The following is a 24,339-nucleotide window of genomic DNA, read 5'->3' as shown; positions in this document are numbered from 1 at the left end:
GGGACCGTCGAAAAACTGTTGCCAAGCGGTGCAGGCGTCGCTAATCTTGCTTCACACCCCGCCTGGGTAAGGCATCGACTGAAGTGCGCCGAAACTGATCGGCAATTGTTTGGAAAGCTCGCTCTGCGGGCACGGTGACTCGATCACCGAATTCACTGAGTAGGGCCTACGCCCAAAATCCGTCCATCGTTTCCTGATGGGCCGTGACTGCTTCGCCGCTAGGTGAAGCCCTCCATCGCCTTTTGCTTCATGCGAAGGGCGCGATGTGCAATCCCCGTATGCCGCTCCCGCGGCAATCAATCCGTGACGTGCGCCCCCAGCGCTAACGCCATGCCTTGCTGCGTCCGTTTCAATCGCCCTCACGACGATTGGCGGCGCGCTGGGCCTCGGTGTTTGGAATCTCGTGTCGACTCGCTCGGCACGCATCAATTCGCGCGGTCGGGGCATTGGCGCCCCCGATCGGTCGCAAAGCCAAAACACGGATCAAACGGGGGAAGCGTCTTCCCGCCACGCGTCGAACCTCATCGGGTTCATGCGTGCCGGGCTGCGTCAGCTTGCTGGCGTAGAACGCTCCCAATCTCACCAGGCCGAGGCTCGTGCCCCCGTTTGTTGTCTCCCAGCTGCGTTTTCGCAGCCCCGTCCAGCGGACAGGGAGACGACTGGGGGTCGAGCCTCACGTCATGGATGCGGGGTACGCATGTCGCACAAATCACTCACGGCCGACCTGTGCCGTGCCGCGCGCGGGGCGCGTGGCAAACAGGCAAACTCGACCTCCAACGGTCGGGAGAAGTCGCTCGCGCGCTTCGCGCGGTTTCTGTGGGATTTGGGCTTTCAGGTTCACACGACCGGTCAGCTCAAAGAGAAGCACCTGATCGCCTGGTCGAACGAAATGACGGCCCGAGGGCGCTCGAAGCGGACGGCGGTCAACAACATGACGCACATTCGAACGGCGCTCGAAGGGATCGGTCGCCGGCCGTTTGCCGACAAGATGAGCAATGCAGCGCTCAGTCTGTCGGGTGCGAGCCGGGCCGGCACGAAGCGGCCGATGATGCGCGACGAGCTGGAGCCGTACCGCGCCGCCGTTGCTGCGATCGACCCGGGTATTGCGATTGTGCTCGAACTGCAGCTCGAACTTGGGTTGCGGGCCAGGGAGGCGGTTCAAAGCATCAAATCGCTGGCCGAATGGCGGCGCGCGCTTTCGAGTTCGATCGGGGATGGCTTCGTGACCATCATCCACGGGACGAAGGGAGGCAAGACGCGACGGAGCCCGCCATTGGATCGGCAGCGCGCCGCCGAGCTGGTGGAGCGTGCGATTGGACTGTCGAACGAGTACGGCGGGAAGCTGGTCCGCAAGCCGGATCTGAAGCGCGCGATGGAGCGTTACCACTACGTCGTGCGCAAGGTCGGTATGACCGATGAGTGCGCGCCGCATAGCCTCCGGTACGCATACGCGACCGAGCACCTGGAGCGGCAGAAGGCCGCCGGCGTCTCGCGCCGAGAAGCGGCCGCTGGTGTGTCAACGTGGCTGGGCCACGGGGATGGACGCGGGACGTGGGTGGAGCGGGTCTATGGGCGCGAGGTGTTGGTCGATGCAGAGGTGAAGCATGCATAAGCACGTCGACACGCTGCCAGAGGTCGGCCACTCGCGGTGGAGGCAAATCGCGCCGTTCGTGGGCGTGTGCCGGGAGACATGGCGAAAGCTCTGTTTGGCCGGACGGGCACCTCGGCCTATTCAACTATCTCCGCGGTGCACGGTATGGAAGAACACGGAGATTCATCGCTATCTCTCCGATCCCTTGCAGTACCGGGACAGGTAAATCGCGGGTTATGCGAGGCCGTGGAAAACGTTCGGCTCAAGTTCGATCGCTCGTAACCGATATGACCTATCAAGGAGGATTTACTTTATGGACATGGTAAGTCTGGGACACGCATTTGGAGTTGTTTCACTCATCCCCGTTGTGGCTGCACTGATTTGCAACAAGGGCTGTAAGCCGTATCAGCATATGACGTTGTTCCTGGGGTGTTTCCTCGTGTTCAGTGCCACAATGACTGCGTCAACATTCTCAAACCTGAACTATCTCGCAAAGATGTTGGATGCGAAGCATATGCTTAGCAAACACACGTTGGATCAAAGTGATCGCGCCGCCAACTTGTGGCTCCTGATCTATCCTGCGATCGTAGGTGCGTTTGGCGTCAATCTGCTGACATCGTGGTTCCAGTCCAGTTGTCCACATAGCAAACGACGGTGGCGGGGCGTGGGCGAATTGATTGGAAAGCCGGTACGGAATTCGAATGTTGTAGGTCAACCGCGGGTGGCGAACATGGCTCCGGTGAGGCGCCGCTGTAGAAAGAATGTTCGTGCTGAATTTGTTCGGCGCCGTTGCTGACGAATTGTCGAGATTCAACGCGATCCATCTACTACATGGACTACGGTAGACACGGCGTTCGTGTCTTCGTCGGGCCTGCTCTTGTGCTGTGTGACTGCTGCAGTAATCGCTACGGTTGTGCCGGCTGGGAGAATGAACATTCGCATGTCGTCCATCTCGGCACCTGGTAGGAACTCGTAAAGACCACCGGTACCTGTCATCAAATCCGCCGTCGCTAGGATGGTACCGCTGTCTTCGTCAATTACCGCGTTAGCTCCTTTGTCTGGGGTAACTTGACGGACACGCAGTTCGTACGTGTCGCCAGCTTTGCTGCTCAGTTGGAACGTGACGGGGCGTGGATTTTTTGCGTGGACATGGACGACGACAATCCGAAGGTCGTCCCGGTAGGGCAGCACGCTTGCATCTATCGTGAGGTTGAGCTGCCAGTCTCGTGAGCCGCCCAGACCGAAGATCCAGAGCGCCCATGCACCCGCCACGATGATCGCGAGGCATGACAGGCCTTTTAGGGAAAGGTCGGCGATCTCAGTGGCGCGTTTGAGGTTCATTTGGCGAGCAACGTTCCGAGTCGATTGGCAATCGCTGAGGGTGCGTTGTCGACGTCGACAAGTTCCGCCCACGAGTAGACGTGATGGCCATTTTCCCGCGCGTGCCGAAAGTGCTTTCCAGTGTCGTTCGTGATGACCACGGCGCCCGCAGCCAGGGCCACGAGGAATGCATCAGTGCGGTTCTTCGGGATTGCTTTGCCGGGCCGCTCGGTGACCTTGATCGACTGTAGCGTCTGGACCGTGCCTTCATCTGCCCAGTAGCCGTGATTGAAGCCCGAGTAGCCATTGCTTGATCCATCCGGACCGGCAAAGCCGAAGATGCCGCGCTCAGTCGCAGCGGCGAGAAGTCGCCGGCACAGATCCTTCTCGGCTACCGTTGCATTGTCGCTGTCGATGCCCTGCCGATACTCGGTGGCAAGGTCCGGCGTCACCGCAAGAGTGAACTCGCTGCCTGCCAGTGCGGCGACTGGATCGACGCCGGCTTGGGCCAGATTGGCCAAGGTGTTGTTGTCGAAGTAGACGTTCATGCGACGAATCTCTGTCGGGCCTTCTCGGGCACCTATGCTATGGTTGTGTTGAGACCGCTTTATACGACACTAGATAATCTTTACCGGGTAGGCAAGCCCATGAAAAGACAAGAATCAGAATCTGACGGGGATCAGGCGACACCAAATCACGCAAACTCACTGACGCATACCTATGGCGTATTAAGCGTCATTCCCAGCTTTATCGGGATCGTGGTTGCCATAAAGCAATCCGCCGACGTTGCCCAGTGGCTCTTGCTTGCCAGTGGTTGGGTCGCAGCAATTTTTCTGGCTGTGTTCCTTACCATATGTCGAAGCAGTTCTCAAGAGAGGTTGGGGCGTCGAGGAGTCGGGCCCGGGTGGACGGCCTAACTATCGGGCGGTTAGAAACGCGCGTTGAAGATTTGCACGTCGAGATCGAGCGACGACACGCTACTCTCGATTACTTATCGGGGTTATTAATCGGGACACGGGTTACACCGAGGCAAGCGGCACAGCCACAGCAAGCTCCTCAAGACCGCGATGACGACCAAGAGGGTTAATACAAATGATTCAAGTAGATTTTGGCAGCTTCAACTATTTCCCGACGCTGCGAACCCGTGTCGCGGAACTAAAAGGGCTTTCGATGCTGGACGACGCACGAAAGGCCAGGATTCTTCCATTGATCACATTGGGGAAGTGGCCTCGTGCAGAGGATTTTTCTCGTTCTGCCGAAAAGGCAGCGGAAGCTATGGGCGGCAGATACTATTTCCTGGATCTGCCCAGCGACGGGCGCCATCACACCGAATCTAGCAGGGCGCTGACAAATCCGGCCGATGCATTTGGTTCTTGGCGCGCATTTCTGGACGAGCGTCCGCTGGCAGTTCCCGTTGTGCAATTCGGAGATCGGGCACCACAGCGAGATGTCATTCAACAAGCTCGCCATTTCGAGCGCACGCGAGGTAAGCTTGCTTTCCGGATTCGCGACTTTAATGCAGAGACAGGTCTGGTGATTGCTGCACTGAGCAGCCTGGATGACATCAACAACGCTATCGTCTTCGTCGATACGCAGTACATTCGTCCGGCCGTCAGTGCCTATGAAGCTGCTGCAACGGCAACCATCAACGCTATCCGCGAACAGCATCCGGCGTCATTCATCTCAGTACTCGCGAGTAGCTTCCCCGCATCCCCTACGACGTTTGCTGACTCGAGTCAGCAGCGCGGCCGCATCGATATTCTTGAGCGTACATTCCATCAGTCCCTTGGTGGCTCCGCGGTCAGCACATATGGCGATTACAGCTCGATCCATGCTGTCGTCTACGATGATCAGCCGATCATGCGGTGGTCGCCTCGAATCGACTATCCGTTGGAGCTCGAGTGGTACTTTGAGCGGCGCCCAGGTGTGCAAGACGCGACTCAGGGCTACGTGGCCATTGCCAATGCAATGGTGGATTTGATGCCAGAGGTGCGTGCATCAGACGTGTGGGGCGATCGAATGATTGTCGACGCGGCATCCGGGACACCGCATGGCGCGGCGCCACAATCGTGGATCGCGGTTCGTGTGAATCTCCACTTAACGAGGCAGATCGACTTCTCGGAACGTATTGCTGGTGGCGCAGACGACGACTACGAGGATCAGTCCGAGTAGCCATACGCTCGATCAGGTGCGCCTCGGAATGGCTGGCGTGCCTGGAACGAAGCCACAACCGGCAATGAACATGTCGACTTGCCGACGATGCGTCTCGATTGGGTTCTCGGCCATCGGCCTAAGAGCGCGCTGATCTACTCGCTTCGCTATGACCTTTTTGCGACGCTTGAAATAGTTCAGCACGTAGGATCGCAAGTCAGACACAGAGATCTGTTGAGCTTGCTCTACCAAATCGGGGCGGAGACCGACAGGGCGGATCGCGTGCTGCTTAAGAACGGCTCGTAGCTCGGTTACGGGAAGATAACTTAGCCACACTGCCTTGTCGGTGATCTCATTGATGCCTGCGTGCTGGACTTCAACGAGCGCGGCATTCGTCACCTCCCAAACTCCAACCGTGGAAGGCACGCGAGTGAGCACTTTGGCGGTATGCCTTGGGGCGCAAACGATCGTCACGGACTCGAAATATTTGACGAACGTGTCAATCTGACCGTCCAAGCGAGACAGATCATCGATGTCACTTTTGATCTCGAAGGCGGAAAGTTTGCCGTTGGCGAGCACCAAGTCAGCTCTACGACCGAAGTCTGCTATGCACAATTCGGAAATCAATGCTGCGCCCTTAGCAAGCCCCGCGTCCCGCAGATGCTTGCTAAGCAGCTTCCGAATCCGTCCCTCGTTCAATAGTGCGCCCATGCCGGAATGTTACCGTAGCGTCCCTAGACAGTCAGCTTTTTTGGTACACACTACGGTACACAAAGGCCCCGCCATGTCTTCGGGGCATTGTCGTATATGGGTTTGATGGAAATTGCTAGGTTCTGTATCGGAAGCGAAAAGGATTGCGGGGCGGGAATGGCACAGCCATCGCCCGGCAATAGAACGTGCCTGCATCCGCGTGACGACTGCCAGTCAGATTGACACTGTGGTTTTACAGATGCGGACGGGCCGCTAGCACCCGATCGATAAACGATGGCGGCAGCGATACATATACAGAATCATCTCCGCCGTCACCTTTTGAAAATGAGACGTAGGCCTCGCTATAACTATTCCAGGAAATTGCGGGAGTCGGTGTGCTGAATGTGTGCTGGGCTATTAACCTCCCAGTTTGTGCGATGTATACGCGGCCAACATACCGTGAATCTCCACCCGGAACCCAATCTAAAAGGCACAGGTCGGCAAGATACATTCCATCCGGAGATATCGACGTTCTGCACTCTTCCCCTCGAGGCGTTCTGTCAAAGGCAAAGGTGCCAATCAGTGCCGTGACGAGCAATGTATAAGTAATTTTCAAAGAAATTGTCATGATTTATTGTTGAATTTGATCATAGTGAAATTTCTATGGGAGGGGAGATTGGGATGAATTTTTTGTCAGAGTAGATGATAAAGTCTCCGCCTCTGCCATGTATCTTGGACCATTTTCTAAAATCGATATTTTCTACCGGATAGTGGACGTTCCCCTTGACGAGTGAATCACCTCTGGCGACGGCATATTTGACATATGGGATATGCTCGGAGTTCGAGAATGCAGCGATTCCACTATATGGAACAATGATGACGCCGTCGCTACTCCAATGCCCTAAGTATTGGGATCGCTCATTAGATTTGTCGGTGAATGTATAGTTGTCTTTTACATACACCCACACTCCGGTCACTTCAGCTATTGTTCTGTGTGAATCCACGTCCCACGAGAAGCGCGCGCTTCCGAGCGCCGCATAGATATTGAAGGATCCGAGTGCTCCGGATAGGTCGTCAGGCACACCATTGTTGCGAAGTTGTGCATCTAATTGAGTTTCAATTTTTTGCCCAAACGTGCTGTCTACTTTTGAGTATTGAAATTGGAATCTTCGATGCAAATCGCGAAGATCATTGCCACATATGTCGTCGGTGTAGAGTCGCGCTGCGCAGTCTTTATGCGGGATCAACAGTTTGTAAAGCTCGACTCTGGATTTGGGTGAGCGAATCATTTTATTAATAAGGTGGTCGAATTGCCGCTTCGCTCGGGGGAAGCGCATAATCCAATCCAATTTAATGGTGGACATGTCATGCATGTCGGATGGATATGGTTTTCCATCTTGATTGATTGCTAGCGATTCATCCGAGGAAGTCCGTGAATAATTTAACTTTCCAGAGAACCATCGCTCCATAAGTTTGGCAGATGTCGGGAGGTGCATTTTACGCATTGCTGCGGGAATCTCTTGAATATCGAGCGCTGGTACAGAATCGCTCTTTTTTAGTTTCACGATGGCGGGTTTGGGAGGGGCGGAGGCATTTAGCCAAACTTGAAAGCGTGCCAGCGCCTTGCCGGCCTTTTCCAAGTCATCGACCATTTTGTCAAGCGAGTCGCGCTTGGGCGTGGCGGAGGAATGTTTGAGTTCGGTTGCGTTCGATTTTTGTTGCATCGGAAGCGGCGACGCAGGTTTATCCATGGATAACGAGATGTTTGGAACAATCTTGCATCCATCGGCGCCATCGTGAAGTTTCCACTTCCAGAAAATTTTATTTATCGTGAAATAGGGGATTTTTTCATTGTTCGATGCCATTTCTATTTGGGATCCGGTGATGTTGGGTGGTATGCGCGATGCCTGTTACGCTAGCGTGATCGCACCCGTAAAATCAATCGGACTAGTTCGAAATCGTTGCTAATGTGACTGAGTTTTGGGTCAAATATTCCTGGGGTTTTATTAGTCGTCTAAGCGCACCGGGATCTTGAGGCCGTCGATAGGTGTGCAGATACTCAAAGGAGTTGTGACTTTTTATTTTTCTCGCCAAGGTGGCAGATCGGGCGTTAGCTATCATTGTCCCGGTGCCAACGGTGGACGGTGCAGCGGATATTCCATGGGTAGAATATCCCGTTGCGGTGGGTGATGTGCGAGTCGTGGGGAATGTCTATTACCCGGTTCGGAATAGTTCATTTCGCGAGTGGCAGCAACGTCATCGTCGAGGTGGCGATTTCGTTATTTTTTCAGATCACCGCTATATAACGTTGCGAGAACCCATTAGGCTTCGATTCGTATTAATTTGAATATTAATGAGTCGGGCATATGGTTGGCGCTCGCTCTCCTGGCGATAGTATTGCCCGTTATCGTGCTTGCTTCGATAGTGCGGTTGCTAAACTCTTTCTTGTCTGGCTCAAGAAGTTGGGCTGATGTTGTTGCGAAGGAGGTTTGGATTTTCATTCGACGCGCATTCGTTTCGGCTGCCGTCGTCACTGTCCTCGGGTTTGGCTGGAGCTACTGGAAAGACGTACAGCTGCGCACGATTTGCGATTCACGCACGCAAAAAATCGAACACTCCCCGCACGGAGGCTATTGGGCACGATACTGCTATTTTGGAGATACGATCGTTCTCAGGCTTTACGACAGGGAGGGCGAGCGTCTCGTTGCCGAGCGAACGTATCGGGACGGGTCTCGCATACCCGTTGAGCTTCATTGGGCGAAGGAGGCATTGATGTACCCCCAAGGGCTCGAGTTCGGCGAAACATTTGGCGAAATCAGTTTGCCACCGACTCTTCTTGACCGGATGATGGCGCGGCTTCCCTAGCAGATCACGTTCGACGCCCATGCTTCGCAAGCACATCGCGCTCAAGGGAGGGGACGCCGATTGGGCGACGGTCGATGCAAATACGATCGACAGCGTGCCATGCGAATGTAGCTGCTGGCGTGCAGAGTGACTACGCTGGCCTGATTGAGTTGCGGTCGGGATCATCGATCCAGCATGGGCGAGCATGCCGATCAACCCATCCGGACCCCCACCCGCCTCAATCCCAATGATGGTGATGGTAATACCCGCCACCACCGTAGTACCCACCGTCCGGCACCACGATACAGCCGCTCAACAGCACGGCGACGCTGGCAATCAGCAAAAGGGTTTTCTTCATCGCGTCCACCTGCTCGGGTTCAATGTGAAACCCAGCATAGCGAGCGCCCGCAACACCGGCTGTAAGCGATCGTTTCCCTGTTCCGGAATGCGTAACGGCGGATTATTCCGGTCACAATGACCGTAACAAATAGCCAAACAGCAGACGTTTCAGGCGGCGACGACCCTGTTTCGCCCCGTATCCTTTGCACGATACAGCGCGGCATCGGCGGCTTCGATCAACGCATCGGGTGTCGACAGATCGTCGGCCGACACGGTCGCGCAGCCGACGCTCACGCTCACGCGCCCGGCAGGTGACGTCGGCATCGCGAGATCGAGCCGCAGCACCGCTTCGCGCGCTTCCTCGGCGACCACCCGCGCGCCGCGCGCGCCCGTGTTCGGCAGCACGATCGCGAACTCCTCACCGCCATAGCGCGCGACGATGTCCGCCGGCCGCCGTACCGCGCCGGCTAGCGCATTCGCGACCGCGATCAGGCATGCATCGCCCTTCACGTGGCCGAACGCGTCGTTGTATGCCTTGAAGTGGTCGACGTCGACCATCAGCAGCGACAGCGGTTCGCCTTGGCGCCGCGCCTGCAGGAACAGCGTGTGGAAATGATCGTTGAAGTGGCTGCGGTTGAACGCGCCCGTCAGGCCGTCGCGCGCGGACGAACGGATCAGCGTCGTGTGCGCTTCGAACAGCCGCTGGTACAGCATCGTCACTTCCCACGCGAGCACGCACACAAGCACGCCCGGCGTGAACATGCTGAACACGCGCGCGAGATACCAGCCGACCGTGAAGCGATGGGTGCTCATCAGGTTCAGCGTCGTGTCGGTGAGGCACGCGAGCACCGCGATCGCGAGCCACAGGTCGAGCGTCGTGCGCAGCCGGCCGGTGGCCAGCACGGTAACGAGCGCCAGCGCGTTGAGCAGCCACACGACCAGCGCGACCGCGTTGACGGGCAGCACGGCCGCGTCGCCCGGCGGATGAAACGCGGGCGGCAGCGACACGTTCAGCGCGAACAGACAGAGCAGTCCGGCGACGACAGCCGGCCCGCCGATCAGCACGAGCGTCCACCAGCGTGTCTGCTGCGCGCCGATCGGTGCGCGCGCCAGCCGCTCGCGCGCGAGCAGCGCAACCATCACGAAACCCGGGAAGCCGGCATGCCAGAAGATCCACATCCACGCGGCGCTTTGCGGTTGCGCACCGAACAGCCCGTGTGGCGCAAACACGCCGGGAAAGGTGAGCAGCTGCAATGCGACGGCGAGCGCGGTGAACGCGTAGGCGCCGCCGAGCGCACCGAGCACCGGCTGGCGTGTCACGGTGAACTGCGCGCCAAGAAAGAACGCCGCGATGCTCGCGGTGGTGAACACGGTGAGCGCGCACATCGGCATGAACGGCTCGACGGCCGGCAGCGCGACGTTCGCGTGCGGTGCGGCGATCCCGAGCGCGAGCACGATGACGAGTGCCGTCAGTGCGCCGAACCAGAGCTGACGGCGTGTCGTGTGCTGGATCAGGATGCCTTCCATGGAATTCCCCGGGCACGTAGGCGGAAACGCCCGGTCTTGCGCCGGACGACAGGCAGCCAGCCGCTACGCGACCGGTGCGGCCAGATGCTATCGCGTTATGGATGCGCGCTCAAATCCCGAGGCCCGGACCGAAGTTGCCGGCGACCCACTGCGTGACGGCGTTGATGTCCGCGTAGTCCTGTTCGGGAAGGCCGTCGAGCATCGACAGCACCTCGTTGCTGGCGCCGGCGTCGCGCGCGGCATCGACGATCGCGTCCTTGTTGGCCGGGTAGCGGACGGCTGCCAGCACGTCGGCGATCTGCAGGTCGATCGTTTCGTTGGGAATGTCGTGCGGAGGCTGGGCGGGCTGGTCGTTCACGGCGGCGTCTCGCGGAGTGAGCGGGTTGGGCGGCTTGAGCGGTATTCGGATCGAGGCGGAATTCGGGTGCTTGACGGGGCGCGTCGTGGGGCGCGTCACGCGTTCACATGCCAGGGCGGCCGGGTCGGCGCGCCCCGCGGATGAACGGCGATCGACTCAATGCTCGCGTCGCACGCGGCGCCACGGATGCTTCCAGTCGATGTGCGGTGCGTTTTCGTCGCGCGGATGCTGGCGCCGATGTTCCTGCCAAAGTTCGTCGGAAAACAGCGCCGCCACGATGACGAGCGGCAGCACGAGGAAAATTCCGAGTATGACTTGCTCGAACACGATAGCCTCCTTGCGGTGGCAGGAACCCTTGCTCCCATTCTAGGCTCTGAACTTCGCCCGCGTTCAATTTCTTACAGTGCGGGACAGGCCCGGATGTGGCCTTGCCGCACGTGCGTCGGCATCAAAAAGGACATGAACATGCAACTCCAGAATGATACCAACACGCTCGCCCTGCGGCCGCTGGAGCGCCAGGACCTGCGCTTCGTCCACGAACTGAACAACGACGCAAAGATCATGCGCTACTGGTTCGAGGAGCCGTACGAAACCTTCTCGGAACTGTCACAACTGTACGACCGCCACGTGCACGACCAGCGCGAGCGCCGTTTCGTCGCGGTCGATGCGCAAGGCGAACTGGTCGGCCTCGTCGAGCTGATCGAGCTCGACTACATCCATCGCCGCGGCGAGTTCCAGATCATCATCGCGCCGCAATGCCAGGGGCGCGGCTATGCGGGGCAGGCGACGCGCCTCGCGATCGAGTACGCGTTCAAGGTGCTGAACATGCGCAAGCTGTACCTGATCGTCGATACGTCGAATGCGGCGGCGATTCATGTATACGAAAAATGCGGATTCCAGCACGAGGCCGAATTGAAGGAAGAATTTTTCGGAAACGGCGCGTATCACAACGCTTATCGCATGTGCATTTTTCAGCGGGATTATTTCGAGCGCCAGCAATCCACCCCGAATAAGGCAGGGTAAACGCGCTGGCGAAAGGCGCTTGCGGCGAGGCTTCCGCAGCGCCGAATACATGCGGAGAAGTACGGATAAATACGGATTTGCTTATACCTGGCATTTTTCTTGTATCAGGTAAATGCGATTCCGCGTTGCGGTAAAGTCGAATCGTTTCGGATGACTTTATGTGCGGCGCATCAAAATGATCCGGATAGCGAAATGGATTATCCAAACCGTTCAATCGCCGCCTTGTAACTTTGATGAAAGTCTTGCTGCGTAACGCTTTCCGCCTGGCGGCGCGGGCCTGTTCTCAGGGCGGTGCGCGTCGTCGTGCCTGCGCATCGCGCAAAAAACGGGCTGCGCATGGGGTGCGACAATCCGCCGCTATTGCGGTCGCACAACAAATGTGCTTGATATCGCTTGCCGGTCTTCTAAAGTAAAAAACGCGGGTTCACGATCACCTTTAAACACATAGCTAACCCAAGCCTGGTGCCCGCAAGCCTGGAGACAGAACATGATGAAGCGTACCGGTATCCTCTTTGCCCTCGTCGGCGCATGTTGCGCGGTGTCGATTGCCCAAGCCGGCGGCGATTCGGCCGTCAAGCCGAAGCAGGAAATCCAGTTGACGAAGAACGCATGGGGCTGCCTGTCGAAAGACAATCTGGACTCCGTACTGAGTCACGAGCGTGACGGCAAGTCGCAGGCGAAGCAGCAATACTTCGACGACTATCGTTGCCTGTCGGTGCCGGAAGGCCAGCGCTTCCGCGTGGTGTCGGTCGACCAGGGCGACGTGCAGTTCGTCAGTGCCGACAACAGCGACCAGCAGGGTCTCTGGACCGATTCGCGCTTCGTCAAGCAGTAACCGTCCATTCACCGCGCTGTCACACGACGCGCGAGCGCGCCGGCCCGATAAGCCGGCGGCGGGAACCGAACACGGCCCGGCCCATGCCGGGCCGTTGCGCTGTGGGTGGCGCATGACGCGCGCCGGACGGCGCGCATTCGGTATCATCACGGCCCGACCGAACCGAATGCCCGCCCGGGCCGTATCCGCATGGCGCTGAAATCCACGATCTACAAAGCCGAACTTCAAATCGCCGACATGGATCGGCATTACTACGCCGATCACGCGCTGACGGTGGCGCGCCATCCGTCCGAAACCGACGACCGGATGATGGTGCGCATCGTCGCGTTCGCGCTGTTCGCGCACGAGCGGCTCGAATTCTGCAAGGGATTGTCGGACGTCGACGAACCCGATCTGTGGCAGAAGGATCTGACCGGTGCGATCGACGTCTGGATCGAAGCCGGCCAGCCCGACGAGCGGCGCATCTCGAAGGCGGCCGGCCGCGCCGGGCAGGTCACGGTGATCGCGTACGGCGGCAAGACGTCGGATATCTGGTGGCAGGGTGTGCGCAGCAAGGTCGAACGGCTGCGCAACGTGCAGGTGCTGTCGCTGAACGACGGTGTCGCGGCCGCGCTCGGGAAACTCGCGGAGCGCACGATGCGCCTGCAATGCACGGTGCAGGACGGCGCCGCGTGGATTTCGAGCGCCGACCACGATCCGGTGGCGGTCGAATGGACGGTGCTGAAGGCGCGCGCGGACGCGTGACGGCCTGCGCGCCGGCTGCGCTCAGCCGATCGCGGCCGGCGGCCCCTTGAATTCGAGCATGTTGCCTTCCGGGTCGAACAGGTAGATCGACGGCCCGTAGCCGCCGGCGCCGTAGCGCTCCGCGGGCGCGCCCGGCCGTGCGCCATGTGCGGCGAAATGGGCGGTCAAAGCGTCGGGATCGAACGGCTCGACGCGCAGGCACAGGTGATCGAGATTGCGTCCGGTGCCGGGCGGGCCGCTGTCGGGACGGTCGATCGGGCCGCCGACCGACAGCAGGTCGATCAGCGCGTCGCCGGCGCGCAGCTGCACGAGGCCCAGATCGGGCTGCTCCTTCTCCACATGGCAGCCGACGACGTCGCAGTAAAAGCGCGTCATCGCGGCCATGTCCGTCACGCGCAGTACCACGTGATCGATCGCGCGGATGATCGGTTTCATGGGCAGGCACTCCTTCGCGGTCCACGAGCATCGAGTGTAGACGCATCGCGCCTGCGCCGCCGGCTGGAACGCGGCACAATCGACGGACGAAAAAAAGCCCGTTCACGCAGAGCGGAACGGGCTTAATCCATATCAGGAGGAGACATGGAGGAGACAGTTCCAACTATACACACGGCGATGGTGCGACGCAATATTCCGAATGCAAAAAAACGTCAGGACGGCGATTTGTCGCATCCGCAGTGCAGCAAAATGGTGACAGGGCGATGACGAAAACCGCGCTGGAACAGCCGGCGCGCGGTTTGCCGAATCTATTTTCAATCGATGCGCCCCCGATTATCCGGGGCGAATCACAGAGCAAGATTCAGGGCGCGACGGCACGTGCCGATGTCTAGAGTAGGCACCATCTACACTAGAGAGTGCGAGGTTCAGATTAAAACCGCCTATCCGACCGATGATGCCCGCTGGGGCGCCGTCACCGCGCGCGATCCGCATGCGGACGGTGCGTTCTTCTACGCCGTGAGCACGACCGGCGTGTTCTGCCGCCCGACCTGCGCGTCGCGGCTGCCGCGTCGCGAAAATGTGTCCTTCTTCGCCGATCCGGCCGCCGCGCGTGCGGCCGGCTTCCGGCCCTGCAAGCGCTGCCAGCCGGAGGGGCTGCCGCGCGAACTCGAGATCGTCAATCGCGCGTGTGCGGTGCTCGATGCGCATGCCGAGCGGCTCACGCTGCAGCAACTGAGCGATGCCGTGCACGTCAGCCCGTTTCATCTTCAGCGGCTCTTCAAGCGCGTGGTCGGCGTGTCGCCGCGGCAGTACCAGGCCGCGCAGCGCGGCGCCGCGCTGCGGCAGGCGCTGCAAAGCGGACAGCCGGTCACGCAGGCGGCCGTCGACGCGGGCTTCAACTCGCCGTCGCGGCTCTATGCGTCGGTGCCGCGCGAGCTCGGGATGGCGCCGTCGGCGTTCCGCCGCCAGGGTGCCGGTCTGCGGATCGACTATGCGACCGCATCGACGTCGCTCGGCACGGTGCTCGTCGCGGCAACCGGGCAGGGCATCTGCCGGATCGCGTTCGGTGACGAACCGGCCGCGCTCGTCGGCGAGCTGAAGGACGCGTTCGCGCGCGCCGAGCTGGCCGAAGCGCCGGGACGACTCGCGCCGTTCGTCGCGCAGATTCGCGCGTACCTGGACGGCACACGGCACGCGTTCGACCTGCCGCTGGACATCGCGCCGACCGCATTCCAGCAGCGCGTGTGGGAGGCGCTGACGCATATTCCGTACGGCGAAACGCGCAGCTACTCGGAGATCGCCGAGGCGCTGGGCTCGCCGCGCGCGGTGCGTGCCGTCGCATCCGCGTGCGCGTCGAACCCGGTCGCGCTCGCGATCCCGTGCCACCGTGTCGTGCAAAAGGGCGGCGCGCTTTCCGGGTATCGTTGGGGGGTGCGCCGCAAGGCGACGCTGCTCGCGTCTGAAGCGCGTCATGTGCACGACGATCAAACCGAATCCGTTGCGGAGGGCAGCGCCGTTTGAGCATCGCAAAAACAACGATCACATCCATCGTGAACGGCGGCCATGTGTCGCCGTCCGCGCAAATGGAACTGCGCTTCAATGCGCCTTACGACTGGGCGCGCGTACTGCGCTTCTTCAGCGGACGCGCGATTCCGGGCGTCGAGCAGGTGGCGGACGGCGTGTATCGCCGCATCGTCGACCTGCACGGCGACGCCGGCCGGCTCACGGTCGCGAAACATCCGCGCAAGCATTGCCTGGTCGCGACGGTCGAAGGCGCGGTCGTGCGTCATGTCGATGACGCGTTCGCCACGCGCGTCGCGACGATGTTCGACCTCGGCGCGGATCCGGCCGCAATCGGCAGCGGGCTGGCGCGTGATCCGTGGTTCGCACCGCTCGTCGAGGCCGCGCCGGGGCTGCGCGTGCCGGGCGCCTGGTCGGGGTTCGAGCTGGCCGTGCGCGCGATCGTCGGCCAGCAGGTGAGCGTGAAGGCTGCGACGACGATCGTCGGCCGGCTCGTCGAGCGGGCCGGAGAGCGTGTGGTTCATGAAGACGACGGCGCGCCCGCATGGCGTTTCCCGACGCCCGATGCGCTGGCCGCCTGCAATCTCGACAAGATCGGGATGCCCGGCAAGCGGGTGGCGGCGCTGACGGGCGTGGCACGCGCGGTGGCGGCCGGCGACGTGCCGGTTGATCGCGAGCACGCCGATCTCGCGACGCTGCGCAGTGCGTGGCTCGATCTGCCCGGCATCGGCCCGTGGACCGTCGAATACATCGCGATGCGCGCGTGGCGCGATCCGGACGCGTGGCCGGCGTCCGATCTCGTGCTGATGCAGTCGATCGTCGCGCGCGATCCGGCGCTCGACCGGCTCGCGACCCAGAAGCACCGCACCGAAGGCTGGCGGCCGTGGCGCGCGTACGCGGCGCTGCATTTGTGGAACGAAGTGGCCGACCGGGCGGGCGGCGCGCGCGGCGGGTGAGGGCGGCGGCCCGCGGGCGCGTGCGACCTGACGAGGCCGCGATACAACCCGTTGCGCCGATCGTGCTGACGCTCATCGGTTGCCTGCCGGAGGGCGGCCATCACGGCCATTCCGTCAATCCGTCGCCCGCCGGATGCCGGCTGCGCGACGCACACTTGTTCCGCTTTCCGCAGTCGGTTCGGCGGCAGGGTTGCACCTGCCGCCACCCGTCCGCGTGTCACGTTCCGTCGGACGAATTCGCGTAACCGGCGCGCGCGTTGCCGCCGCCTGGAACCGGTCGCAGAGGCGGCGACCGCCGCGACCGGCCCGCCCGGCGGCCCGCTCCGGCCCGCGCACCGTGCCCGGAGCCACCTCAAGCGCGTGTTTCGGCGAGATGTTAAAGTGCCCGCTACCAACGAAGCGACCAACAATCCAGCCGGCCGCGCGCGGCGTTCTGCGCGCGGCCGTCACGCACTTGCGTCTCCATGTCGAACACCATGACTCACCGCCAGTCCGAACTGCTGCTGAATCGCCTCGAAGCGCTGAGCTCGGGCCCGACGCGGCAGCGTCTGCCCGACGGCCTGCGCGGCATCGAAAAGGAAAGCCTGCGCGTGACGCGCGACGGGATGATCGCGTTCACGCCGCATCCGCGCGCGCTCGGTTCGGCACTCACGCATCCGTCGCTGACGACCGACTATTCCGAAGCGCTGATCGAACTGATCACGCCGGCGGAAGGCGACGCTGCGATCACGCTCGAACGTCTCGACGATCTGCATCGCTACGTGTATGCATCGCTCGGCGACGAGATGCTGTGGAACGACTCGATGCCCGGCCTGCTGCCGGCCGACGACCAGATTCCGATCGCGAACTACGGCACGTCGAACATCGGCCGCCTGAAGACGGTGTACCGGCGCGGCCTCGCGTATCGCTACGGCCGCACGATGCAGTGCATCGCCGGCATCCACTACAACTACTCGCTGCACGAGGAAGTGTGGCGGCGCCTGCATGCGGAAGAAGGCTCGACGGCCACGCTCGTCGATTTCCAGTCGGAGCGCTATCTTGCGCAGATCCGCAACTTCCGCCGCCGCAGCTGGCTGCTGATGTACCTGTTCGGCGCGTCGCCCGCGCTCGATACGAAGTTCCTGCGCGGCAAGCCGCACAAGCTCGACACGTTCGACGCCGATACGCTGTACCTGCCGCATGCGACGAGCCTGCGGATGAGCGATCTCGGCTACTCGAACACGACCGCGCAGGCCGCGCTGCACGTCGACTACAACACGCTGCCCGGCTATCTCGACGCGCTGTCGAAGGCCGTGAGCGAGCCGTATCCGGCTTATGAGGCAATCGGCACGCATCGCGACGGCGAGTGGATCCAGATCAACACGAACGTGCTGCAGATCGAGAACGAGTTCTACTCGACGATCCGGCCGAAGCGCGTCACGTATTCGGGCGAGCGGCCGCTGCATGCGCTCGCGTCGCGCGGCGTGCAGTACATCGAGGTGCGCTGTCTCGACATCGATCCGTTCGAGCCGACCGGCATCGCACTGGAAACCGCGCGCTTCATCGACGCCTTCCTGCTCGCGTGCGCGCTCGACGAGAGCCCGGCGCTCGACTGTCCCGCGTACCAGGAAGCGAACGCGAACTTCGGCAGTGTGACGATGGAAGGGCGCAAGCCGGGGCTCACCCTGCAACGCGACGGCCAGCCGGTCACGCTGCAGGCGTGGGCGGACGCGCTGATGGCCGATATCGAAACCGTCGGCCGCCGTCTCGACGAGATCCGCGGTGGCGACGAGCACATGCGCGCGATCGCCGCGCAACGCGAGAAGCTCGCCGATCCGGAGCGCACGCCGTCCGCGCGCGTGCTGCGCACGATGCGCGAACGCGGTCAGTCGTTCCTCGGGTTCGCGCTGGCGCAGAGCGAAGCGCATGCCGCGCATTTCCGCGCGCGTCCGCCGTCGGCGGATACGCTGCGCGCCGAGCAGACCCTTGCTGCGAAATCGCTGGCCGAGCAGGCCGAGCTCGAAGCGAAGGAGGCCGGATCGTTCGACGCGTTCGTCGCGGCCTATCGCGCCTATACGCTGAACCGCTTCAGCGTGTGATGCCGGCGCACGTGCGCCGCGTCGGCCGGCGCGGTGCGCGATGCGTATCTCCGTCGCCGGTCGGGGCGCGCCGTGGTGCGCTCGATCCGGTTCGATCAGCCGTCAATGGTGTGCGTATGTGCCGTGATCGATTGCATGCGGCAGCGCCGGCTTGCCCGATTTCACGTTTGCCCCGCCCTCGCTGCCGTAGCCGGCGTCGCCGCCGCGTGCCTGTGCGGCACGGTGCATGATCGCCTGCATGTTGCCCGGAAAGTCGGGACTGCTGGCGAGGCTCGTCCGGTAGCCGGCGGCCTGCAGCTCCACGAGTTCCTGGCGGACCTCGGCGCGCGTCAGCGTCGACGCGGCCTGCGCATGAGCGGCGAAGGCCGCGCCGATCAGCACGCATGCGCATGCCGCCTGTTTCATCGTCTTCATCGTGTTTACTCCGTGAGGTTCCGGTGCCATGCCGTGACCGGCGCGGGCGGAACCGATGCGGCCAGTCTAGGCTTCGGATGCCAAACGAAACATCCCGCCTGCCGTCAGGCACCTTTGCCGCATGTGCAACATTGCGCGGATGGTGCCGCCGCGCTGCGCCGGTGAGCCGCGCGTGACGGGCTTTCTGTCGAACGCGACAGCGGATCGCCCGCTGCCGGTCAGCGTGCGGCGGCTGGTTCGTATCGGGTCGGCACGCATCGGGCTTGTCCCCCTTGTACAAGCGGCGTGCGCCTCCTAACCTCTTTTAAGCAACCGATCGGTTGGGCCTGCGACGTCGTTGCGTGCGCAAGCGCCTGATCGCGGTCATGACCGCAGGACATCGCCTTGTACCGAACCCGGGGCATCCCGATGCCAGCTCGGGTCGACTCTGGAGACACGATGAATCCCACCGACGCCCTACCGCCCGGCATCGTCTTCGCACAGCCGTTGACGCCAGTCGCCCACTCGCTGCTGCTGTCCTTCCTCGTCGCCGCGATCCCGATCGCGGTCGCGCTGATCGCACTCGGCGTGTTGCGCCGCCCCGCGTGGCAGGCCTCGCTCGCCGGGCTCGTCGCCGGCCTCGCGGTCGCGATCGGCGCGTGGGGCATGCCGGCCGGGCTCGCGTTCAATGCGGTCGGCGCGGGCATGGCGCTCGCGGTCGTGCCGGTGATGTGGATCGTCTTCAACGCGCTGCTGCTGTACAACATCGCGGTGAAGTCGGGCCGCTTCGACCAGTTCCGCCAATGGATGCTCGACAACCTGCCCGACGATCGCCGCCTCGTGCTGCTTGTCGTCGCTTTCTCGTTCGGCTGCCTGCTCGAAGGGATCTCGGGATTCGGCACGCCGGTCGCGATCACGAGCGCGCTGCTGATCGCGCTCGGCTTCCCCGCGCTCGAAGCGCTCACCTATACGCTGCTGTTCAACACGGCGCCGGTCGCGTTCGGCGCGCTCGGCGTGCCGATCACCGTGCTCGGCGCGGTGACGTCGCTGCCGCCCGCGACCCTCGCGCAGATGGTCGGCCGCCAGCTGCCGTTCTTCGCGCTGCTGCTGCCGTTCTACGTGGTCGGCGCGTATGGCGGGCTGCGCTCGATCTCGAAGCTGTGGCCCGCACTGCTCGTGTCGGGCGGCAGCTTCGCGATCGCGCAGTTCGTCACGTCGAACTTCCTCGGCTACCAGCTCACCGACGTGCTGTCGTCGCTCACGTCGCTGATCGTCACGATCGGCTTCCTGCAGGTGTGGAAGCCGCAGCCCGATCCGCAATACGCGCTCGCGCGCAGCGTGCCGGCTACGGCCGGCGCGGCGCGTGCGGGCTTCGGCGGCTGGCTGCCGTGGCTCGTCGTGTCGGTGGTCGTGATCGTGTGGGTGCACGCGAACATCGCGGCGATCGGCGACGTGAAGATCAAGTGGCCGGGCCTGCACAACGCCGTGTTCGTGTCGCTGTACCACAAGCCCTATGCGGCGATCTGGGATTTCCAGCCGCTCGGCACGGGCACCGCGATCCTGGTCTCGGCGATCATCACGGCCGCGTTGACGCGCACCGGCGTCGGCGCATTCCTCGAATGCGTGGTCAAGACCTGGCGGCAGACGTGGATCGCGATCGTCACGGTGATGATGATCGTCGGGCTCGCGTACCTGCTGAATTACTCGGGAATCAGCTACACGCTCGGCACCGGCGTCGCGTCGACGGGTGCGTTGTTCCCGCTGGTGTCCGCGTCGCTCGGCTGGATCGCCGTGTTCCTGTCCGGCAGCGACACGTCGGGCAACGCGCTGTTCGGCAACCTGCAGGTGGTCGCCGCCAGGCAGCTCGGCTTCGATCCGGTGCTGATGGCCGCGACCAACTCGTCGGGCGGCGTGATGGGCAAGATGATCTCGCCGCAGAACATCGCGACGGGCGTGTCGACGACGGATCTGAAAGGGCGGGAAGGGGTCGTGTTCGCGCGCACGTTCTGGCACAGCGTGATCCTCACGCTGCTGCTCGGTGTGCTGGTGTTCCTGCAGCAGCACGTGCTGACATGGATGATTCCGGCACTGCCGAAATGATGTGAGCGCAACGACAGAAGGAAGGCACGAGGAAAAACGAGGGAAGGCGCGGGAAAAGCGTCGCTAAAGTGCGGAACCGGCGAACGCGCGGCAGTTCAGCGCGCGTTCGCCCGCCGCGCCGTGTGTCCTGCTTCATCCGTCCCGGCCGCGTGGCCGCCGGCCGGCAGGATGCATGCGAGGAACGCGTCGATCGCCGGGCTCTGGCGGCGCGCCTTCAGGTAGTACACGTATTCGTCGATCGTCGTGTCGACGCCGCGCAGCGCGATCACGCGCAAATCCGGATGACGTTCGGCCTCGCCGCGCGGAAACAGGCTGCCGCCCACGCCATGCAGGATCGCCTCGCGAATCGCTTCGCGGCTGCCGATCTCGGCAACCGAGACGGCCGCGACACCTGCCGTTTCGAGGATCGTCTCCGTGCAGCGGCGCGTGACGGATCCTGCTTCGCGAATCAGCAGCCGCACGTCGGCAAGCTGCGCCGGATCGATCGCGTCGAAACGCGCGAGCGGATGCGTGCGATGGACGACGAGCACGAGCGGGTCGGTCGAGATCACCTGGCGTTCGAGGCCGTCGGCATCGTTGCGCTGCGACGAGACGGCGAGGTCGATGCGGAATTCCTGCAGCGCCTGCAGGATTTCCTCGGAGTTGCCGATCCGGCACGTGAGCGCGATCGACGGATGCGCGTTCGAGAAGCGGCCGACTGCGTCCATGATGTAGTACGGCCCCGTCGCACCGATCCGCAAATGGCCTTCGAACAGGCCGCCGACGTTGCGCAGCATGATGTCGGCCTGCGCCTCGAGCGCGATCATCTGCTCGACGAGCGGCAGCAGCTCGATGCCCGTCTCGGTGACTTCGAGCTTGCGGCCGCTGCGATAGAACAGCTCGACGCCGTATACCTGCTCGACCTGCCGGATCTGCGCGGCAATCGTCGGCTGGCTCACGCCCAGGTGGCGCGCGGCGCGCGTGATGCTGCCCTGCCGGACGGTCGCGTGGAACGCCTTCAGCTGATCGAACACGACTCGGCTTCTCCCCTCGGTATCGCGCGTCAGCGTAGCGCATGCGTATGTCGGCCGGATGAAAGGCGTATCGTGCGCCGCTTCGAAAAAAACTTGTGGGTCACCCAAAGAAACCTGCGGTAACCGGTCACGTCCGGGACACGCCGGTGCGGGGTAATAACGGCATCGCACCAGCGCCGGCCCCGCTCGACCGGCGCCCCACTCCTACCGACAACAGGGTTCCCTTCATGTCCTCGAACAATCGACGCGATTTCCTGCGCCTCGCCGCGCAGTCGGCCGGCGCGATGGCCGCCTACGCGGGCTTCCCGCCCGCGATCCGCAATGCGCTGGCGATGCCGGCTGCCTATCGCACGGGCACGATCCGCGACGTCGAACACGTCGTGATCTTCATGCAGGAAAACCGTTCGTTCGACCATTACTTCGGCGGGCTGCGCGGCGTGCGCGGCTTCAACGACCCGCGCCCGCACCTGCTGCCGAGCGGCGCACCGGTGTGGCAGCAGCCGCCGGCGTCGGTGTTCACGAAGAACTACCATTCGCGCGGCCTCGATCCGTCGGCGCCGTACGTACTGCCGTTCTACCTCGATCCGAAGCAGACGACCGAATTCCAGCCGGGCACCAACCACGGCTGGAGCAGCGGCCACCTGTCCTGGAACAACGGTCAGTGGGACCAGTGGGTGAACCAGAAGCAGGACGTGCTGACGATGGGCTACCTGAAGCGCCAGGATCTTGCGTACCACTACGCATTGGCCGACGCGTTCACGATCTGCGATTCGTACTTCTGCTCCGCGCACGCCGACACCGCGCCGAACCGCATCTACCTGTGGACCGGCACGGTCGACTCGCGCAACATCTACGGCAACCCGCCGAACGGCCCGGGCATCGGCGAGCGCGACGACGTGAACGGCTACACGTGGACGACCTACGCGGAACGCCTCGAGAACGCGAAGATCAGCTGGAAGGTGTACCAGGGCGGCACCGGCATCCCGGGCGACCCGACCGACAACTACACCGACAACTCGCTGATGTTCTTCAAGCGCTTCCAGGTGAAGGAAGGCGCGAGCGGCCCGCTGGTCGACAAGGGCGCATCGGACCACACGCTCGCTGAGCTGAAGGCCGACGTGCAGGCGAACCGGCTGCCGCAGGTGTCGTGGATCGTCGCGCCGTACAAGTACAGCGAGCACCCGCAGGCATCGCCGACCGACGGCGCGTTCTACATCAACATGGTGCTCGAGGCGCTGACGTCGAACCCCGAAGTGTGGGCGAAGACGGTGTTCATCCTCAACTACGACGAGAACGACGGGCTGTTCGACCACGTCGTGCCGCCGGTGCCGCCGGTCACGAGCGGCGTGGGCGGCCAGGGCATCGTGTCGTCGAACCTGCTGTCGAACCTCGGTGATGAACTGCTCGACCTGAACAAGTACCCGGGCGAAATGAGCCCGCTCGTGCCGGGCGCGGACCCGGGCGGCATCCAGCCGATCGGCCTCGGGCCGCGCGTGCCGCTGATCATCATCTCGCCGTGGACGAAGGGCGGCTGGGTGTGCTCGGAGACGTTCGACCATACGTCGGTGCTGCGTTTCCTCGAAGCGCGTTTCGGCGTGAAGGAGCCGAACATCAGCGCATGGCGCCGCTCGATCTGCGGCGACCTCACGTCGGCGTTCGACTTCTCCGCACGCCCCGACACGCGCACGGTGAGCTTCACGGTGCCGCAGCACATCGCGACGGCCGGCCAGGCGTACCAGGTGCCCGCGCAGCAGTCGATGCCGGCGCAGGAGCCCGGCACGCGTCCGGCACGCGCGCTGCCGTACGAGCTGTTCGTGCACAGCCGCGTGAGCGGGCACGACGACACCGTGTCGCTCGACTTTGCGAACACCGGTGACGCAGGCGCCGCGTTCTACGTGTACGACCGCCGCAACCCGACGACGCCGCCGCGCCGCTATGCGGTGTCCGCGCACGACCGCTTCGTCGACACGTGGAACACGTCGGCCGCGCGCGGCGACTACCATCTCGCGGCGTACGGCCCGAACGGCTATCTGTGCGAGTTCCAGGGCAACACGCGGCTCGCGGCGGACGGCCGCCACGCGAACCCCGAAGCTCGGATCGGTTACGACGTGCGCAACCGCCACGTGTACCTGCAACTGCGCAACAGCGGGCGCGCGACGTGCCGCGTGACGGTCGACAACGCATACAGCCACAAGCATGCGCGGACCTACACGCTGGAACCGGGCGAGCGCGTCGAGGATCACTTCGAGCTGTCGTCGAGCCACGGCTGGTACGATCTGACGATCACCGCGACGACGCTGCGCGGCGGCGACGACAAGGTCGTGCGCCGCTTCGCGGGCCACGTCGAGACGGGCCGGCCGAGCCACAGCGATCCGGGGCCGGTGAAGCACGTGACGGCCTGACGCCTGCCACGCGTCGCGC

General features: G+C 62.6%; 21 protein-coding genes. 11 read left to right on the top strand and 10 right to left on the bottom strand.

Annotation, left to right across the window (positions count from 1 at the left end; genetic code table 11):
* Positions 1-697: 697 nt before the first annotated feature.
* Entirely contained in the window at positions 698-1,612 is a 915-nt protein-coding gene (locus tag LGN17_RS22375) for an integrase domain-containing protein (protein WP_226198681.1), read from the top strand.
* Between the two features lie 789 nt (positions 1,613-2,401).
* On the opposite strand, the gene LGN17_RS22365 is transcribed toward LGN17_RS22375, so the two are convergent.
* Both LGN17_RS22365 and LGN17_RS22360 read right to left on the bottom strand, forming a co-directional pair.
* The gene (locus LGN17_RS22365; protein WP_226198679.1) at positions 2,402-2,932 is read right to left on the bottom strand and encodes a hypothetical protein; all 531 of its coding nucleotides are present in this window, start codon (positions 2,930-2,932) and stop codon (positions 2,402-2,404) included.
* Positions 2,929-3,459 carry a hypothetical protein gene (locus tag LGN17_RS22360; RefSeq protein ID WP_226198678.1) on the bottom strand — a complete coding sequence of 177 codons (531 nt, stop codon included), beginning with the start codon at positions 3,457-3,459 and terminating at the stop codon, positions 2,929-2,931. The genes LGN17_RS22365 and LGN17_RS22360 overlap by 4 nt, the downstream gene beginning before the upstream one ends.
* Before the next feature lie 544 nt (positions 3,460-4,003).
* Between LGN17_RS22360 and LGN17_RS22355 the strand changes: the two genes are divergently transcribed.
* Positions 4,004-5,083 carry a beta family protein gene (locus LGN17_RS22355; protein ID WP_226198677.1) on the top strand — a complete coding sequence of 360 codons (1,080 nt, stop codon included), beginning with the start codon at positions 4,004-4,006 and terminating at the stop codon, positions 5,081-5,083.
* Positions 5,084-5,095: 12 nt separating this feature from the next.
* Here the strand turns inward: LGN17_RS22355 and LGN17_RS22350 are convergent, their stop codons facing one another.
* On the bottom strand, positions 5,096-5,773 hold the full coding sequence (locus LGN17_RS22350; RefSeq protein ID WP_226198676.1) for a sce7726 family protein: 678 nt from the start codon (positions 5,771-5,773) through the stop codon (positions 5,096-5,098).
* A gap of 626 nt (positions 5,774-6,399) precedes the next feature.
* A complete protein-coding gene (locus LGN17_RS22345) occupies positions 6,400-7,617 on the bottom strand; it encodes a DUF6402 family protein (protein WP_226198675.1) in 1,218 nt (405 codons plus the stop codon).
* A gap of 230 nt (positions 7,618-7,847) precedes the next feature.
* Between LGN17_RS22345 and LGN17_RS36760 the strand changes: the two genes are divergently transcribed.
* The gene (locus LGN17_RS36760; protein WP_319000849.1) at positions 7,848-8,099 is read left to right on the top strand and encodes a DUF6402 family protein; all 252 of its coding nucleotides are present in this window, start codon (positions 7,848-7,850) and stop codon (positions 8,097-8,099) included.
* Positions 8,100-9,103: 1,004 nt separating this feature from the next.
* On the opposite strand, the gene LGN17_RS22335 is transcribed toward LGN17_RS36760, so the two are convergent.
* The 3 genes from LGN17_RS22335 to LGN17_RS22325 form a co-directional block, all read right to left on the bottom strand.
* A complete protein-coding gene (locus LGN17_RS22335; RefSeq protein ID WP_226198674.1) occupies positions 9,104-10,462 on the bottom strand; it encodes a sensor domain-containing diguanylate cyclase in 1,359 nt (452 codons plus the stop codon).
* A 109-nt stretch (positions 10,463-10,571) separates the two neighbouring features.
* A complete protein-coding gene (locus tag LGN17_RS22330) occupies positions 10,572-10,820 on the bottom strand; it encodes a DUF2795 domain-containing protein (protein ID WP_175951199.1) in 249 nt (82 codons plus the stop codon).
* Between the two features lie 156 nt (positions 10,821-10,976).
* A complete protein-coding gene (locus LGN17_RS22325) occupies positions 10,977-11,114 on the bottom strand; it encodes a hypothetical protein (protein WP_174916598.1) in 138 nt (45 codons plus the stop codon).
* Positions 11,115-11,285: 171 nt separating this feature from the next.
* Between LGN17_RS22325 and speG the strand changes: the two genes are divergently transcribed.
* The 3 genes from speG to LGN17_RS22310 all read left to right on the top strand — a co-directional run bounded on the left by speG (position 11,286) and on the right by LGN17_RS22310 (position 13,422).
* A complete protein-coding gene (gene speG / locus LGN17_RS22320; protein WP_175971119.1) occupies positions 11,286-11,843 on the top strand; it encodes a spermidine N1-acetyltransferase in 558 nt (185 codons plus the stop codon).
* Positions 11,844-12,330: 487 nt separating this feature from the next.
* On the top strand, positions 12,331-12,678 hold the full coding sequence (gene sap1 / locus LGN17_RS22315; RefSeq protein WP_175951200.1) for a surface attachment protein Sap1: 348 nt from the start codon (positions 12,331-12,333) through the stop codon (positions 12,676-12,678).
* Between the two features lie 189 nt (positions 12,679-12,867).
* On the top strand, positions 12,868-13,422 hold the full coding sequence (locus tag LGN17_RS22310; RefSeq protein WP_039364653.1) for a YaeQ family protein: 555 nt from the start codon (positions 12,868-12,870) through the stop codon (positions 13,420-13,422).
* Positions 13,423-13,443: 21 nt separating this feature from the next.
* Here the strand turns inward: LGN17_RS22310 and LGN17_RS22305 are convergent, their stop codons facing one another.
* Positions 13,444-13,857 carry a VOC family protein gene (locus LGN17_RS22305; protein WP_175971118.1) on the bottom strand — a complete coding sequence of 138 codons (414 nt, stop codon included), beginning with the start codon at positions 13,855-13,857 and terminating at the stop codon, positions 13,444-13,446.
* 429 nt (positions 13,858-14,286) lie between these two features.
* On the opposite strand from LGN17_RS22305, the gene ada reads away from it, so the two are divergent.
* The 3 genes from ada (at position 14,287) to gshA (ending at position 18,412) form a co-directional block, all read left to right on the top strand.
* The gene (gene ada, locus LGN17_RS22300) at positions 14,287-15,378 is read left to right on the top strand and encodes a bifunctional DNA-binding transcriptional regulator/O6-methylguanine-DNA methyltransferase Ada (RefSeq protein WP_226198705.1); all 1,092 of its coding nucleotides are present in this window, start codon (positions 14,287-14,289) and stop codon (positions 15,376-15,378) included.
* Positions 15,375-16,334, top strand: a complete 960-nt coding sequence (locus LGN17_RS22295; RefSeq protein WP_226198673.1) for a DNA-3-methyladenine glycosylase family protein — start codon at positions 15,375-15,377, stop codon at positions 16,332-16,334. The genes ada and LGN17_RS22295 overlap by 4 nt, the downstream gene beginning before the upstream one ends.
* A 464-nt stretch (positions 16,335-16,798) precedes the next feature.
* Positions 16,799-18,412 carry a glutamate--cysteine ligase gene (gshA, locus tag LGN17_RS22290; protein WP_226198672.1) on the top strand — a complete coding sequence of 538 codons (1,614 nt, stop codon included), beginning with the start codon at positions 16,799-16,801 and terminating at the stop codon, positions 18,410-18,412.
* A 102-nt stretch (positions 18,413-18,514) separates the two neighbouring features.
* On the opposite strand, the gene LGN17_RS22285 is transcribed toward gshA, so the two are convergent.
* On the bottom strand, positions 18,515-18,826 hold the full coding sequence (locus LGN17_RS22285) for a DUF4148 domain-containing protein (RefSeq protein ID WP_226198671.1): 312 nt from the start codon (positions 18,824-18,826) through the stop codon (positions 18,515-18,517).
* A 438-nt stretch (positions 18,827-19,264) separates the two neighbouring features.
* Here LGN17_RS22285 and LGN17_RS22280 point away from each other — a divergent pair, with 438 nt between their 5' ends.
* A complete protein-coding gene (locus LGN17_RS22280) occupies positions 19,265-20,905 on the top strand; it encodes an L-lactate permease (RefSeq protein ID WP_226198670.1) in 1,641 nt (546 codons plus the stop codon).
* A 95-nt stretch (positions 20,906-21,000) separates the two neighbouring features.
* On the opposite strand, the gene LGN17_RS22275 is transcribed toward LGN17_RS22280, so the two are convergent.
* Positions 21,001-21,918 carry a LysR family transcriptional regulator gene (locus LGN17_RS22275; protein WP_226198669.1) on the bottom strand — a complete coding sequence of 306 codons (918 nt, stop codon included), beginning with the start codon at positions 21,916-21,918 and terminating at the stop codon, positions 21,001-21,003.
* A gap of 227 nt (positions 21,919-22,145) precedes the next feature.
* On the opposite strand from LGN17_RS22275, the gene LGN17_RS22270 reads away from it, so the two are divergent.
* Entirely contained in the window at positions 22,146-24,320 is a 2,175-nt protein-coding gene (locus LGN17_RS22270) for a phosphocholine-specific phospholipase C (protein ID WP_226198668.1), read from the top strand.
* The last annotated feature ends 19 nt before the right edge of the window (positions 24,321-24,339 follow it).

Origin of the sequence: Burkholderia sp. AU30280 (assembly GCF_020420125.1) — a bacterium.
Lineage (GTDB): Bacteria > Pseudomonadota > Gammaproteobacteria > Burkholderiales > Burkholderiaceae > Burkholderia.
The sequence above is the reverse complement of the archived record's forward strand: the minus strand, read 5'-3'. Positions and strand labels throughout refer to the sequence as shown.